Genomic DNA, 14,560 nt, shown 5'->3' with positions numbered 1-14,560 from the left:
CACTCGGGTTAACTAGCCCGCGTGAGCGACGCGATCCCGCCCTTCCCGAGCGTTGGGCGCGTGTTCGCGGAGCAGCGCCTCGTCGGCCCCGGTGACACTGCGGCCGACGGGCGCGTTCGCCTGGACGCGCTCGCCGACTGGCTGCAGGCCGTGGCGTTCGCGGACATCCTCGACGCCGGCCTGCAGGACTTCGTCCTGTGGGTGGTGCGGCGCGTGACCTTGCGGATCACGCGCTTTCCGCGGCTCGGCGACCGTGTGGAAGTCCGGACCTCGTGCAGCGCGCTCGGCGCACGTTGGGCCGAGCGGCGCACGAGCCTGCCCGGTGTCGAAGCCGTCGCCCTGTGGGTGGCGATCGACCCGCACACGCTGCGCCCGGCCAAGATCGACGCGCTCGCCGACGTCTACGGCGAGTCCGCCGGCGACCGCCGCGTGCGGTCCGGGCTCGTCCACCCCACGCCGCCCGACGACGCGCACGCGCAGCCGTGGACGTTCCGGCGCGCGGACCTCGACCTCGCCGAGCACGTCAACAACGCGGCGTACTGGCAGGCGCTCGAGGAGGAGGACCTGCCGCCCGCGCCGCTGACCGTCGAGGTCGAGCACCGGGTCCCGTCGACGCTGCAACCGGCGACGCTGCTCAGCGACGGCGACCGCCGCTGGATCACGCACGCCGACGGCACGGTCGCGGCGTCCTTCCTCCTCCTCGCGTAACCGGCGGACCGGACGGTCCGCCGGAGGTCAGTAGTCGCGGGCGGAAAGTCCAGTAGTCGGCTACGGAGTCGCGTTGGGGTCGAGAAGCGCAAGCTCTCCTCACCAACCAACCGCGCATCTCAACCCCAAGGAGATTCCCCATGCGCAGCAAGCTCCTCGCTGGACTCACCACCGCCGTCGCCACCGTCGCCATCGCCGCTCCCGCGGCGCACGCGCAGGAGATCATCGCGCCGGCTCCCACCCCGACGAACGAGATCTCCCCGGCGAACCCGGCGACCCCGAACGGCGAGATCTCGCCCGCGAACCCGGAGACGCCCCAGGCCTCGATGGGCTTCGGCAAGTGCTCGGTCGCCAAGAGCAGCCACGGCTACGTGTACGCCGTCTGCCCGGTCAACGCGAACGCCATCCCGTACGGCGAGACCGTGAGCCTGTCGTACAAGATCAACGGCCTGCACACGTTCAAGCCGCGCACGCACGCGACGTGGAGCAACGCGTCCGGCACGGTCACGCTGACCAACGACGGCAGCATGCCGGGTCAGACGCCGGGCAGCACGACCAACCTCACGCAGAACATCAAGATCGCGTTCAAGAACCCGTCGGTCGCGAAGGTGCGCAAGGACCTGATCATCGCCATGACCGGCCAGAGCGGCAACGTCCCCGTCACCAACCCGGTCGCCGGCGCTTGATGGGGGTCTGATCCCATAGCCCCGCCGCACGGCGGCGCCTAGGTTGCGTGCGAGGTCCCCCGAGAAGCGAGGAGATCACGCATGGGTCTGTTCAACCGACTGCTGCACCGCGAGCCGGACGCCGAGACGCCGGCGCGCGGCGTTCCGTCCCCGCCCGCGGACGTGGAGTGCACGGCGTGCGGCTGGGACATGCGCGAGGCCTACCACGACGACCTCAGCGGGGCCGATCACGAGGCGGTGCGCTGACCGACGTCCCGTACATCCTCACGCTCGACGACGGCTCCCCGGAGGCCCGGGCGTGTGAGCGGATCGGCCTGCGGCTGGCGGAGGGACTCGAAGTCGCGTGGGCGCCGATCCCGGTCGTCCCGCGCGACGAGGAAGGACGGCCTGGGCGGAGAGGCACGATCGCGGAGCACGACTGGGTCGTCGCGGTCGTGATACCCTGGAGCGGCGACGCGGCACGGCTACGACAGCTGTGCCGCGCGCTGCCGCACCCGCTGCTCGCGGTCTCCCCCGCCGCGTCGCGCCGCATCCGGCAGCGCGTCAGCGTCAGCCAGCGGGTCGTGCTGCACGTGGCCGGACCGGACTCGCCGGCGAGTGAGCGGGTCGCGGAGGTCGCGGCCGGCGCACTCGGCGACTGGCGGTCCGAGATGGGCCCGGCGGCGTTCGCGCGCGGGCCCGAGCGCGCGGGCTCTGACGTCGAGCTGATCGTCACCCCCCGGGCCACGCTGGAGGACCGGCGCTCGCGGCGGGCCTTCGAGCACGTGCGCGCCCCGGTGCTCGTGGTGCCGGACGGCGGCGACCGCGCGTGGCCCGACGGCGATCGCGCTTGGGCGCCGCCGCTCACGTTCCTGCGCTGACCTCCCACCTACGGGGGAGGCACCTCGTACCCGCGTTCTGCGGCTTCTGTAGACACCGCACATGGTGTTCGTCGCCGACATTGACGTTGAGGAGGGAGAGCGCGTCGCGTACGCGTGCCCACACCCCGCCATCGCCGTGCAGCGTGCCGCGGACGAATACGAGGACTGGGCGACGACCCGTGCTCGCCAGCTCGATCCCCACGCGCCCCACGTCGCTTTCCAGCCCACGAGCGCCAGCGCCGCCGCGCGCCGCGCCAAGTGGCTGCGCACGCTCGACCCCTCGCAGGCCTTCAGCTTCGGTCGGGTGACCGTGGACCCGAACGGGTTCCGCGTCGAGTTCCGCCGCGTGGACGACGTCACGGAGCTGGACCGTGACGCCCGCCACGCGCTCGTCTAGCTGACCGTCAGGTAGTACCCCGCGGAGGTCGCCGAGACGTTGCCGGCCAAGTCCGTGGCCCTGGCCGTGAACGTGCGGCTCCCGCTCGGCGTGCCGGTGAAGGACTTCGTCCACTTCCCGCCGCTCACGGAGCTCGTGCCCCGGGAGGAGCCGTTCTCGAACACCTCGACGATCGTGCCCGCCTCGGCCGTCCCGGTGAGCGTGAACGACGAGCCGGTGCTGGAGATCGGCGCGGTGATGACCGGCGCCGCGGGCGCGCGCGTGTCGACCTGGATCACGCGCCAGCTCGAGTCCGGCGACGTGCCGCCGAGCGTGCGCGCCTTCGCGGTGAACACGTACCCGCCGTCACTCGGGACGGTCACGGCGCGTGACCACGTGCCCGCCGCGGTCGCGGTCGTGGTGCCGAACGACGTGCCGCCGTCGAAGAGCTCGACGGTGACGCCCGGCTGTGAGGTGCCGGAGAGCGTGAACGTGGCGGTGCGGCTCCAGCTGTAGGACGCGGGCGCGGTGATCGCCGGCGCGCTCGGCGCGAACACCGGGACGGACGGCGTCGCGACCGGGGTGGCCGTCGGGGACGGGGACGGCGTCGGGGTCGGGGTGCGAACCGGCGTCGCCGTCGGGGTCGGAGCAGGCGTCGTGACCGGAGGTGCGGTCGGCGTCGGCGTCGGGGTGCGAACCGGCGTCGCCGTCGGCGTGGGCGTCGCGGTGGGCGACGGCGTTGCCGTGGGCGTCGGCGTGGGCGTGCTCGTCGGCGAGGGCGTGCTCGTCGGCGTGGGCGTGCTCGTCGGCGTGGGCGTGCTCGTCGGCGTGGGCGTGCTCGTCGGCGTGGGCGTGCTCGTCGGCGTGGGCGTGCTCGTCGGCGTGGGCGTGCTCGTCGGCGTGGGCGTGCTCGTCGGCGTGAGCGTCGGCGTCGGGTCCGCCACCACGCGGCACGGCGTCGTCGGCACGGTCGGCGGCGGCTCGTAGTCGTCGCCGCTCGGCTTCTGATCAACGTCGTAGAAGACGTACACGAGCATGTTCGCGCCGGAGTAGGGCCACCACGTCGGCCGGTGGTCCGTGTTGCTGATGGCGGCAGGGCTGACGCCCGGGTACTCAATCACGCCGTAGAACGGGCGGCTGCCGTCGGCGACGCTGCCGAAGCTGATCGGGGTGACGCCGTCGCCGCGGGCCACCGAGGTCAGCTTGGACGCGGCGCAGTACGTGATGCCCGCGATCGAGACGACGAGCTCGCCCGTCTTCGCCCGCCCCGCCGCCACCAAGCGACGGGCTGACGACGCCGGGAAGCTCCCGGGCGGGGTGGCGGCGGTGATGACCCGCCCGCCGCCGTCGACGACCGAGTAGCTCAGACGCTGCTGGGTGCCGTCGTAGACGAACCGGGCGACACCGCCGAGGTCGGCGACGACCTGCTCGCCGGGGCGGCCATCGGGCTTGAGCCAGGCGGAGAAGTTGTGCGTGAGGGGCACCTCGAACTGCGGCGTCTGCAGCCGGCCACCGGCGAACTGCAGGGCGTCACCCCACTGGCCCTGGGCGCTGGTCGGCTGGGGCCCGGCGACGGTGATCTTCCGGGCGTGGCTGGAGATGTCGGTCAGGACCGGCTGCGGTACCGGCACGGGCCGGCCTTCCGGGACGAGCATGTAGCCGTGCCAGGCCGCGGTCTTGCCGGGATCGCAGTAGCTGCTGCAGGTGTCACCGACGATGACGCCGTCCTCGTTGATGCCGTAGGCCCCCTCGAGCTGCACGTCGTCGGGCAGGTTGGTGGTGATGTCGTTCAGGTCGTAGATCTCGCCGTCCGCCCACATGACCGCGTGGCCCTGGTTGAGATAGGGGCTCGTCGGCGTCCGCGCGGACCCGACGATCTCGCCGCGCTCGTTGAGGTCGGTCGGGTAGCCGCCGTCGCCGAGCGACGGCAGCGCCTCGATCGGCCCTCCGCCTTCCCAGATCACCGGCTCGATCTTCAGCGAATCCCCCTGCGAGGAGCCGACGATCGTGCCCGCGTCATTGATCGCGAACGCCTGCGTCGCCTCGGTGTCCGGCCCGAGCACGCCGAGATCGCGCAGCTTGCCGTTCTCCCACACGAACGCGTGATGCGGCCCGCCTGACTTGAGCGACCAGCCGACGACCTGCCCGCGCTCGTTGAGGTCCTCCGCCGTCGTGGACCCGCCGAACGATCCGAGGTCGGTGAACGTGCCGTTGCGGTAGAGGAAGCCCCGGTTGCCCTGGTCGCCGATGATCCAGCCCGCGTTGTTGATCTCCTTGCCCGAGCTGGGCACCGACCCGCCGAGCGCCTGCCCGAGATCGGTCATCTTCCCGTCCCGGTACACGAACAGGTGCGACGGCTCGTAGTTGCTGACCGGATGCGTGTGGCCGACCACGTCGCCCGCGTCGTTGATGCCGTTGCCGATGCTCTGGCCGCCGACGTTGATCGCGCCCAGGTTGGTGACCTGCCCGTCCTGCCAGCGCAGCGCCTTCATCACGCCCGGCGTGCCCCCATGGCCGGCCACCTGGCCCGTCGCGTTGACGTCGTTGGCGACGCTGATCGAATCCCACCCGAAGCCGCCGATCGGCACGTAGGTGTACGACCGTTCCTGCGCTTCCGCGGTCCCAGCTGCCAACAGCGTGAAGCCCACGGCGAGTAGCGCCCTCATCCCGTCCCCCCTGGTTCGTGTGGAGCAGCGCCCGGAACGTACCCACGGTGTGGACAACATCTCTTACGAAGGAATGAACTCGGTCCCGGGGCGTCTGGTTCTGGCAATGACCATTCGCACTCGACTCCTCTCCGGCGGTGTGCTCGCGGCGAGCATGCTCGCCGTCCTCACCGCCTCCGCGCAGGCGGCCGTGACGTCGTCGTTCAACAGCAACGGCGTGCTCACGATCACGGGCGACAACCTGGACAACAACATCGCCGTCAGCCGCAACGCGGCCGGCCAGATCCTGGTCAACGGCGGCGCAGTCGCGACCGTCGGCGGCACGCCGACCGTGGCCAACGTGTCCCTCATCCAGGTCTTCGGCCTGGCGGGCAACGACACGCTCACGCTCAGCGAGGTCAACGGCGCGCTGCCGAGGACCAACCTGTTCGGCGGCTCCGGCAACGACGTGCTGACCGCGGGCAGCGGCAACGACCAGCTGTTCGGCGAGGCCGGCAACGACACGCTGCTCGGCAAGGGCGGCTTCGACCTGCTGTTCGGCGGCAACGACAACGACACGCTGACCGGCGGCGACGCCGACGACCAGGCGTTCGGGCAGGCCGGCAACGACCGGCTGGTCTGGAGCCCGGGCGACGACACCGACCTCAACGAGGGCGGGACCGGCACCGACACGGTGGAGGTCAACGGCGGCAACGGCACCGAGCAGTTCACGACCACCGCCAACGGCACCCGCGTGCGCTTCGACCGGCTCGACCCGGCGCCGTTCGCGATCGACATCGGCACGTCCGAGAACCTCACGCTCAACGCCAACGGCGGAGACGACCGCGCCAGCGCCACCGGCAACCTCGCCGCGCTGATCAAGATGACGACCGACGGTGGGACGGGCAACGACAACCTGCTCGGCTCCAACGGCAACGACGTGATCCTCGGCGGCGACGGCAACGACTTCGTCGACGGCCAGCAGGGCAACGACGTCGGGCTGACGGGCGCCGGCGACGACGTCTTCCAATGGGATCCGGGCGACGGCAACGACGTCATCGAGGGCCAGGACGGCAGCGACACGATGCTGTTCAACGGCTCGAACATCAACGAGCGCATGACGGTCCAGGCCAACGGCGGCCGCGTGCTGTTCACGCGCGACATCGCGAACATCGTCATGGACCTCAACGACGTCGAGACCATCGACGCCAAGGCGCTGGGCGGCGCGGACACGATCACGGTCAACGACCTGTCCGGCACGGACCTGCGCACGGTCTCCCCCGACCTCGGCCTCAACGACAACGCGGCCGACAACGTGATCACCAACGCCACCAACGGCGATGACGTCGTCACCGTGCTCGGTTCCGGCGCCAACGCGTCCGTGCTCGGCCTGGCCGTCCGCACCGACGTCGGCAACGCCGTCGCGGGCACCGACCGCCTGACGGTCAACGCGCTCGCCGGCGACGACGTGATCGACGCGTCCCAGACCGCCGCGAACGCCATCGCGCTCACCCTCACGGGCGGTGCCGGCGACGACATCCTGATCGGCGGCGCCGGCAACGACACGCTGCTCGGCAACGACGGCGACGACGTCGTGCTCGGCGGCCCGGGCCAGGACGTCACCGACGGCGGCGCGGGCGACAACGTCGTCATCCAGCTCACGAAGGCCGCGAAGACGGTCAACGGCAAGACCGTCCTGAGCCTCGACGGCGAGCGCACGGTCCTGCCGCGCGCCAAGCCGTCTCAGCTCATCAAGTAGCGACCGTCGAACATCGAGGCCGGCGCCGACGCGGGGGGAGCTCCGCTCAGCGCCGGCCTCGTTCGCTCACGGCTGAGTGGTGCTCAGCGTGAAGGTGACGGTCTTCGAGTACGAGCCCGTGCGGAGCGGGTCCGTGCGCTTGACCAGCTGCTTGAACGTGACGTCGACGCTCTCGTTGGTCGTCGGCGCCGTCCAGGCGGACTTGGAGAACTCGACGCGCAGCGGCTCGGCGAGCGAGAACGCGCCGTTGGTCAGGTACCCCGGGTCGCTCGCGGAGAGCGTCGCGTCGCCCGCGGTGGAGAGCACGGTCGCCTTGGTGGTGGCGGTGTACTCCTTGTCCACGCCCGGCGTGAACGCGCCGAACGTGCCCGGAGCGCCGAGCGTCAGCGACAGCGTGGCCGGAACGGTGCCGCCCACGGTGCCCGGCTCGTCGCGGACCTTGCCGAACTTGAGCTCGTTCATGAGCTTGAACGCGACCTTCGACGAGGCGAACGGATCGAGCGCGAGGTCGTACTCCCAGTGGTAGTAGTCCACGTCGGCCGCGGCCGCGAAGATGTCCGCCCACCGGGTCACGTCGTTCGGGCCGCCGGCGTCGGTGACGCGCGACATGTCCGTGGACGGGATCGTCTGCGGGTTCTTGGTCGGATCCGAGCCCTTGACGTGCAGCATCGAGATCCGCTTGGAGTACTTGCGGATGAACGCGATGGCCGCGTCCTGGTCGTACTTGAGGCCCTCGAGGATCCAGTGCACGTCGATCTCGAAGGTGACCAGCGACGGGTCCGTGTTGAGGATGACGACCTCGAGCGCGGGCACCGTCTCCAGGACGCCGTCACCGTTGGTGTCGTACTGGAGCTTCGTGGAGAACTCGGCGTCGTGGTTGTGGCCGTAGACCCACAGGCCCTGGGCGCGCGCCTTGGTGCCGAGGCGGTTGAGCACGGCGCCCATGTTCCTGGCGCCCTCGACCGTGTTCATGTTCGTGCCGGCCGGCCAGCCGCCGGAGCCGACGTACTTCAGGCCCAGCGCCTTGGCCTCGGCGAGGCGGGCGTCCCACGAGCCCTCGTCGACCGTGCCGTGATCGGCGACCGCGTGCAGGCCACGGCTCTCGAACTTCTCGCGGTACTCCGCGGCCGTCCAGCCGAAGGTGCCGTTGAAGTTCTCGAACGACTTGAAGCCGTTCGCGGACATCTGGTCGAACACGTTCAGGACGGCCGTGCGCTGGCCCTCCGGCGAGTTCGGCGTCCCGCCCGGCGGGAAGAACGTGCCGTCCCCGAGCGGGAACGCCCCGAACACCGGGATCAGGAAGTTGTAGAGCTGGAAGGAGATCTTGTCCTTCGGGATCTCGCCCGTCGGGGTCTGGGCGCCCGCGGGCGCCGCGATCGCCGTCGCGGCCAGGCCCGCGGCGGCGAGGCCGGCGAGCTTCGAACGAACCTTCACTTCGTTTCCTCCTTGAGAGTGCCGATGCCGTCCCCGTCGAACTGGATGGAGTCGACGAGGAACAGGTCCTTGGCGAGTCCCCCGTCCACGGCCTTCGGGACGAGGTACAGGGTGTGCGCGCCACCGGGGTCGGTGACGGGTGTGGTCACCGTCGTGAACGCCGGCACGTACGCGCAGTACGGGCCGTTGTCGGTGACCTTGATGTCGATGGCCTTCAGGAGCGGGCCGGTCGGCGAGTCGAGCCGCAGCTCGAGCGAGCCGCCCGGCGCCCCCACCGTCGCGCCGCAGGACGCGACGTTGACGGTGATCCCGGAGATCCCCCGGAGATCGATCTTGCGGTTGACGGCGACCCAGTCGCCCGGGTCCAGGCTGGACGCGTAGGACGGCGCGCCGAGGAACGAGGTCCCGGACGCGGTGCCCGAGCGCGAGGTCATGAGCTCGCCCTCGTGCTTCTTCGCCTGGACGACGGTCTGCTGGATCGTGGTGAGCGCGGGCTGCCCGTTGGCGCCCTGGTCGGTGTAGGTGACGCTGATGCCACCGGCCAGATGCCCGCCGTGGTTGATGTCCTCGGCGACCGTCTGCAGCGTGCCCGAGCAGCCGAGCAGGTTCTGCTCGCCGTGGCCGTGGTCGTCGTGCAGCAGCACGAACGTGACTTCGACCTTCGAGCAGTCGCCCGGGCCGTCCTCGGCGTCCTCGACCGTGACGGTGAACGGGATCTTGTCGCCCCAGTCGAAGAAGCCGCCTTCGGCCGGGGTCGTGATCGTGATCTTCGGCTGCGTGTTGCCGACCGTGATCTGCGTGGTCTTGATGTCGATGTTGCCGCTGGAGTCGGTCACGGTCAGCTTGGCCGTGTAGACGCCGTTGGCGGTGTAGATGAAGCTCGGGTTCGGGTCGATCGAGTCGACCGAGCCGTTGTTGTCGAAGTCCCAGGCGTAGCTGATCGAGTCGCCCGGGTCGGGGTCGCGCGAGCCGTCGGACGAGAACTGCACGTTCAGCGGCGCGCGCCCGTTGGTGACGTTCGTGTTCAGCTGCGCCTGCGGCTTGCGCTTGCCGCCGACGTACTCGAACTTGTACATGCCGGCGTCCGGGTTCGGGCTGAAGAAGCCGTCGCCGTAGGTCAGCAGGTAGAAGGCGCCGTCGGCCCCGAACTGCATGTCCATCGGGCCGTCGCACTCGAACGGCAGCGACGTGCGGTCCGCGGAGAAGTCGCCGCAGTCCAGGATGTCGTTGATCTTGAAGATCCCGCCCTTGTCGTCGAGGCGGACCTCGCGCAGGACGTCCTGGCCGAACTCGCCGAGGAAGACCGCGTCGTCGTAGTACGCGGGGAACTTCGTCTCGCTCGGGTTGCTCGGGTCGAACGTGTACTTGACCGCGCCGTGCGGAGCGACGCCGCCGCGGTTGCCGAGCTCCGGGAACAGCTGCGGGCAGGTGCCGCCGGAGCCGTCGTAGTAGGCCAGGCACGGGGTGCCGAGCGCGGGCTCCGCGTTGTCGCGGAACGAGTACCAGATGTCCGGCGCGGTGAGCGCGGGCGCGTGGTCCAAGCCGGTGTTCCAGCGCGACTCGTTCTTCGGCCCCTTCGTCGGGTCTTCGCAGTCGTGCTGCGTCGGGGTCGCGTCGAGCGGCTTGCTCGTGTTGAAGTTCCAGCGGTAGTACGGGAGCGACGGCGAGGCGCACAGCGGCCAGCCGTAGTTGGACGGCTTGCGCACGATCTCCACGCGCCCCGTGCCCGCCGGGCCGCGGAAGTTCTCCGGCACCGCCGAGTCGGGCGAGTAGTCCGTCACGTACGCGACATCGTGCTCGTCGACCTGGATCCGGAACGGGTTGCGGAAGCCCATCGCGTAGATCTCCGGGCGCGTCTTGGCGACCGGCTCGCCGTTGATGAGCGGGAACAGGTTGCCCTGCGGGATCTCGTAGGAGCCGTCGCCCTTGACCTTGATGCGCAGCACCTTGCCGCGCAGGTCGTTGGTGTTCTGGGCGGTGCGGCGGGCGTCGACGTACGGCGCGTTGAACCAGCCACCCTCCTGGGTGGTGGCGATCGTGGCGCCGGTCGCGGTCAGCGCCGGCACGCTGCGCTCCGCGTAGGCGCCGTCGAACTGCACGGTCGCGCTCGCGGCGGAGCCGGTGACGATCACGTCGCCGGGCGCGACGTTCGCGAGCGCCTCGAGCGCGGCCTTGATCTGGTCCGCCGTCGCGGTGGCGGTGAGCTGCGTCGTCGTCTGGCCGTCGAAGGTCAGCGTGAACGGCGCGGTCGCCGTGACCGTCTGCTTCTCGTCGAGCTTGGAGTCGTTGAACGGCGCGAAGCCGCCCGAGTTGCCGCCGCCCGACGGGGTGTCGTCACCCGTGACGAGCCACAGGTTCCCATGCTTGTCGAAGTCGATGTCGCCACCGACGTGGCAGCACGCGCCGCGGTCGTTGTCGACCTTGAGGATCTTCTGCTCCGAGCCCAGGTCCAGCGACGGGGTCTCACCGTCGACGAACTTGAAGCGCGAGAGCTGGAAGTAGCCGCTCCACTGGTCCTGCCACACGCACGGGTCGGCGGCCGTCTCGGGCGCGGAGCCTGCGCCGGTCGTCACGTTGGCCGTGGTGCCGTCGCACTTCTTCACGCTGACGGTCTGCGGCGCGTAGTACAGGTAGACCCACTGGTTGGTGGCGAAGTCGTTGTCGACCGCCGGGCCGTACAGGCCGTCCTCGGAGTTCGTGTAGACCGGGAGCGTGGCGATGACCTTCGTCTCGCCCTTGACCGGGTCGTGCAGGCGCAGCTGGCCGTTGCGCGCGGTCTGCAGCACGCGGCCGTCCGGCAGGATGTCGAAGCCGATCGGCTCGTTCAGGTTCGGCGGGGCCGAGATCTTGGTCTGCTGGTAGTTGGCCACGACGGTCGCGCCGCAGTCGCTGTAGATGCGGTCGGCGACGCCGCCCGTCCACTCGATCGCGCCGGCGAGGTGCTCCTGCGCGTCCTTGGTCGTGAACGAGGACAGGCCGGAGTAGAACGAGCGCCCGCCCTGGTAGTTCTTGCACCAGGCGATCGGGTGGTCGAAGCCCATCGTGCCGCCCGTGTAGGTGTGCTCGTCGACGGTCGCGAGCACGTGCGCGACGCCGCGGACGTTCGTGTCGAAGTTCGGGAAGGCGTCGGTGACCTTCCAGGACTGCGGGAGCGTGCGGGTGGCGACGTGGCCGCGGTCGGCGACCTTGATCGTGGCCGGCGCGGACGCGGCGGGCGCGCCCTTCGCGCGGGCGCCGAGGACGCCGGTCAGGAAGTCCCAGCCGGGCTCGGCGGCGATCGCGTCGCCGAGGGCGAGGAAGCCGCCGCCCTCCTTGAAGTAGCTCACGAACTCGTTCTGCTGCGCATCGCTGAGCACATCGCCGGTGACGCCCGCGAAGACCACCGTGCGGTAGCGCTTGAGGTACGCCTCGCTGAACGCGGTCGCGTCGCCGGTCACGGCCACGCCGAACTTCTCGGTCTTGCCGAGCTCGCGGATCGTCGCCACGGTGGTGTCGGCGCCCTTGTGGAAGACGAGCACGTCGAACTCACCCGTCGTCGCCGGGAAGTCGAGCGTGGGCTCGATCGGGCCGGGCGTCGCGGTCGGGGTCGGCGTCGCGGTCGCGCCGGGGGTCACGGGCGTGGGCGTCGGGGTCGGCGCCGGGGTGACGGCGGGCTTGCGCACCGTCAGGCGCTTCGTCGAGTACTTGCAGGCGCCGGACACGCAGGTGCGGACGTAGTAGCTGCCATTGGCAAGGCTCGCCGGGACCTTGACCGTGGCGCTGAAGCGCAGCGTCTTGCCGGCCTTCACGCGCGCCAGCGTCTTCGTCGTGAGCTTGATCGCCTTCGACGTCTTCGTGCGCCGCAGCGTGATCGTCAGCTTCGGCCGCTGCGTCGTGCGCGCGGCGTTGATCAGCTGGCCCTTGAGCGTGAACGACGCGCCGGGCGCGGCGGTCGTGGGCGGCGTGCCCACGGTGCGCAGCTTGATCTTGGGTGTGCTCTTGGCCGCGCCCGTCGCCGGCGCACCCAGCGCCAACGCAGCCGCGAGCAGGCCCACAGCGGTGCCTGACCTGAACATGTTCTCCTCTCGATGTGCGTCCACACCGGCCCAGACACCGGCGTGGACGTTCCTCCACGCCAGCAACCTACTGACCCGTAGGTCGTTCCGTCAAGTACCAGACCAAAGATTGCGCGGGGTAGGCAAAAAGCTGACGCGTGTCACTCCACGCCCTCCCCCGGACACGGCTACTGTTGACGCATGCCGCGGACCCCGACGTTCACCACCGCCGAAGGCCGCGCGACGCGTGATGCCATCCTCGACGCGGCGGTCGTGGCCTTCGCCGCCCGCGGATACCGGGGTGCGTCTATCGACTCGATTGCGGCAGAAGTCGGCGTCTCCCGCCAGGGGGTTTTGCATCACTTCCCGTCCAAGGTGAAGCTGCTGATCGCCGTGCTGTCGCGCCGCGACGAGCAGGATCGCGAGCACGCGGAGCAGCTCAGCCAAACCGAGGGCATCACGCTCACCAACGCGGTGCGCAAGACCGCCGCGTACCGCGCCGAGCGCCGCGGCCTCGCCCAGCTCTACACGATCCTCTCGGCCGAGAGCGTGGATCCCGCGCACCCCGCGCACGAGTACTTCGTCGACCGCTACCGGATGATCCGCGCCGAGTTCGCGACGATGATCGCCGGCGCGCAGGCCGAGGGCCGCGTCCCCGACGCGCTGCCGGCCGAGACGCTCGCAACCGCGCTCGTCGCCGTGCTGGACGGCCTGCAGCTGCAGGACCAGATCGACCACGAGGCGATCGACGTCGAGCAGGTCTTCTCGGATCTGCTCGACTTCTTCGTGAAGGAGTAGCCGCAACGGGCTCCGGGCCCTGCCAGGATCTCCGGCTTGCCCACCACGGTCCGGGAGCTGCTGCTCGAGCTGGGGGTCGCCGAGCTGGCGGCCGGGCGGCCCGTGCACGAGGTCGAGGCCGCGGTGTGCCGCGTGGGCGCCGCGCTCGGCGCACCGGACGTGCGGTCGGCGGCCACGCCGACCGGGATCTTCGTGAGCCTGGGCGCGAGCGAGTCGGTGGGGTTCGCGTCCGTCGGGCCACAGCTGCGGTTCGACCAGGCCGCGCGTGTCGAGGAGCTGACGGGCGCGCTGCTCGCGGGCGAGCTCGACGCGGAGCGCGCGCTGGCCGAGCTGCGGGCCGTGCGCGAGATGCCGCCGCGGCTGCGGCGCTCACTCGTGGCGCTGGCGCTCCTCCCCCAGGCCGCGGGCGTGGCGCTCGTGCTGCAGCCGACCGTGGCCAGCGCGCTCGCGGCGACCGCGGCCGCGCTGGTGGTCGCGGGGCTCGACCTCGTCGCCGACCGCGCGCAGGTGCTGCGCGTGCTCACGCCGGTGCTGGCCGCGTTCGCCGCCGGCTGCCTCGTGTTCGCGGCGGCGCGGCTGGACCTGCTCGACGCGCCGCTGCGCACCGCGCTCGCGCCGATCGCCGTCCTGCTGCCGGGCGCGCTGATCGTCACCGGCATGAGCGAGGTCACGGCCGGAGCGATGGTCGCGGGCGCCGCGCGGCTCGCGTTCGGCGCGGTGCAGGTGCTGCTGCTCAGCTTCGGGCTGTTCCTCGCCGCGCGGGTGGTCGGCATCGGCCCGGACGAGCTCGCGAACACGCGGCTCGACGACCTCGGCCGACTGGCGACCGTGGCGGGCGTGCTGCTCGTCGGCGTCGGCGTCTACGTGCACCTCTCCGCCCCGCCCGGCGCACTCCCGTGGCTGCTGCTGGTGCTGATCGTCACGGCGACCGTGCAGGCCGCCGGGCAGGAGGCGGGCGGACCGGTCCTCGGCGGGTTCGTCGGCGGCGTCGCCGCGGCGTTCACCGCCGCCGTCGTCAACCGCCTCCCGCACGGCCCACCGCAACTGGCGATCTTCCTCCCGGCCTTCTGGCTGCTCGTCCCCGGCAGCCTCGGCGTGCTGTCCGCGACCGAGCTCGCGGCGGACGCGTCGACGGGCTTCGCGACGGTCACGGCGGCGGTCGCGGCGATCATCGCGATCGCGCTCGGCGTGCTCGTCGGCGGCGCGGTCGGCGCGGCGCGAAGATAAAGACCCAGGGCCTTTATCTTCGCGCGTGACCGT

General features: G+C 71.0%; 11 protein-coding genes. 8 read left to right on the top strand and 3 right to left on the bottom strand.

Annotated features, from left to right (window positions below):
- The first annotated feature begins 21 nt into the window (after positions 1 to 21).
- From OJ997_RS07320 to OJ997_RS07300, 5 genes are all read left to right on the top strand, one after another.
- Positions 22 to 708: an acyl-ACP thioesterase domain-containing protein gene (locus tag OJ997_RS07320; RefSeq protein ID WP_270024413.1), complete on the top strand. Its 687-nt coding sequence runs from the start codon at positions 22 to 24 to the stop codon at positions 706 to 708.
- Positions 709 to 848: 140 nt separating this feature from the next.
- Positions 849 to 1,394: a hypothetical protein gene (locus tag OJ997_RS07315; protein WP_270024412.1), complete on the top strand. Its 546-nt coding sequence runs from the start codon at positions 849 to 851 to the stop codon at positions 1,392 to 1,394.
- Positions 1,395 to 1,475: 81 nt separating this feature from the next.
- The gene (locus OJ997_RS07310) at positions 1,476 to 1,640 is read left to right on the top strand and encodes a hypothetical protein (RefSeq protein ID WP_270024411.1); all 165 of its coding nucleotides are present in this window, start codon (positions 1,476 to 1,478) and stop codon (positions 1,638 to 1,640) included.
- A complete protein-coding gene (locus OJ997_RS07305) occupies positions 1,571 to 2,254 on the top strand; it encodes a hypothetical protein (protein WP_270024410.1) in 684 nt (227 codons plus the stop codon). Before OJ997_RS07310 ends, OJ997_RS07305 begins: the two co-directional genes overlap by 70 nt.
- 61 nt (positions 2,255 to 2,315) lie before the next feature.
- On the top strand, positions 2,316 to 2,651 hold the full coding sequence (locus OJ997_RS07300; RefSeq protein WP_270024409.1) for a hypothetical protein: 336 nt from the start codon (positions 2,316 to 2,318) through the stop codon (positions 2,649 to 2,651).
- Here OJ997_RS07300 and OJ997_RS07295 read toward each other — a convergent pair.
- Entirely contained in the window at positions 2,648 to 5,296 is a 2,649-nt protein-coding gene (locus tag OJ997_RS07295; protein WP_270024408.1) for a hypothetical protein, read from the bottom strand. The genes OJ997_RS07300 and OJ997_RS07295 overlap by 4 nt on opposite strands.
- 106 nt (positions 5,297 to 5,402) lie before the next feature.
- Here OJ997_RS07295 and OJ997_RS07290 point away from each other — a divergent pair, with 106 nt between their 5' ends.
- Positions 5,403 to 7,034 carry a calcium-binding protein gene (locus tag OJ997_RS07290; protein WP_270024407.1) on the top strand — a complete coding sequence of 544 codons (1,632 nt, stop codon included), beginning with the start codon at positions 5,403 to 5,405 and terminating at the stop codon, positions 7,032 to 7,034.
- Positions 7,035 to 7,100: 66 nt separating this feature from the next.
- On the opposite strand, the gene OJ997_RS07285 is transcribed toward OJ997_RS07290, so the two are convergent.
- Entirely contained in the window at positions 7,101 to 8,468 is a 1,368-nt protein-coding gene (locus OJ997_RS07285; RefSeq protein WP_270024406.1) for a sugar phosphate isomerase/epimerase family protein, read from the bottom strand.
- A complete protein-coding gene (locus tag OJ997_RS07280) occupies positions 8,465 to 12,523 on the bottom strand; it encodes a ThuA domain-containing protein (RefSeq protein ID WP_270024405.1) in 4,059 nt (1,352 codons plus the stop codon). The genes OJ997_RS07285 and OJ997_RS07280 overlap by 4 nt, the downstream gene beginning before the upstream one ends.
- Positions 12,524 to 12,703: 180 nt before the next feature.
- Here OJ997_RS07280 and OJ997_RS07275 point away from each other — a divergent pair, with 180 nt between their 5' ends.
- Together OJ997_RS07275 and OJ997_RS07270 are read left to right on the top strand one after the other, a co-directional pair.
- Complete coding sequence (locus OJ997_RS07275) at positions 12,704 to 13,300, top strand: TetR/AcrR family transcriptional regulator (protein ID WP_270024404.1); 597 nt, start codon at positions 12,704 to 12,706, stop codon at positions 13,298 to 13,300.
- 36 nt (positions 13,301 to 13,336) lie between these two features.
- Positions 13,337 to 14,527, top strand: a complete 1,191-nt coding sequence (locus OJ997_RS07270) for a threonine/serine exporter family protein (protein WP_270024403.1) — start codon at positions 13,337 to 13,339, stop codon at positions 14,525 to 14,527.
- Positions 14,528 to 14,560 lie beyond the last annotated feature (33 nt).

Source organism: Solirubrobacter phytolaccae, assembly GCF_027587195.1.
Classification (GTDB): Bacteria; Actinomycetota; Thermoleophilia; order Solirubrobacterales; family Solirubrobacteraceae; genus Solirubrobacter; species Solirubrobacter phytolaccae.
The sequence above is the reverse complement of the archived record's forward strand: the minus strand, read 5'-3'. Positions and strand labels throughout refer to the sequence as shown.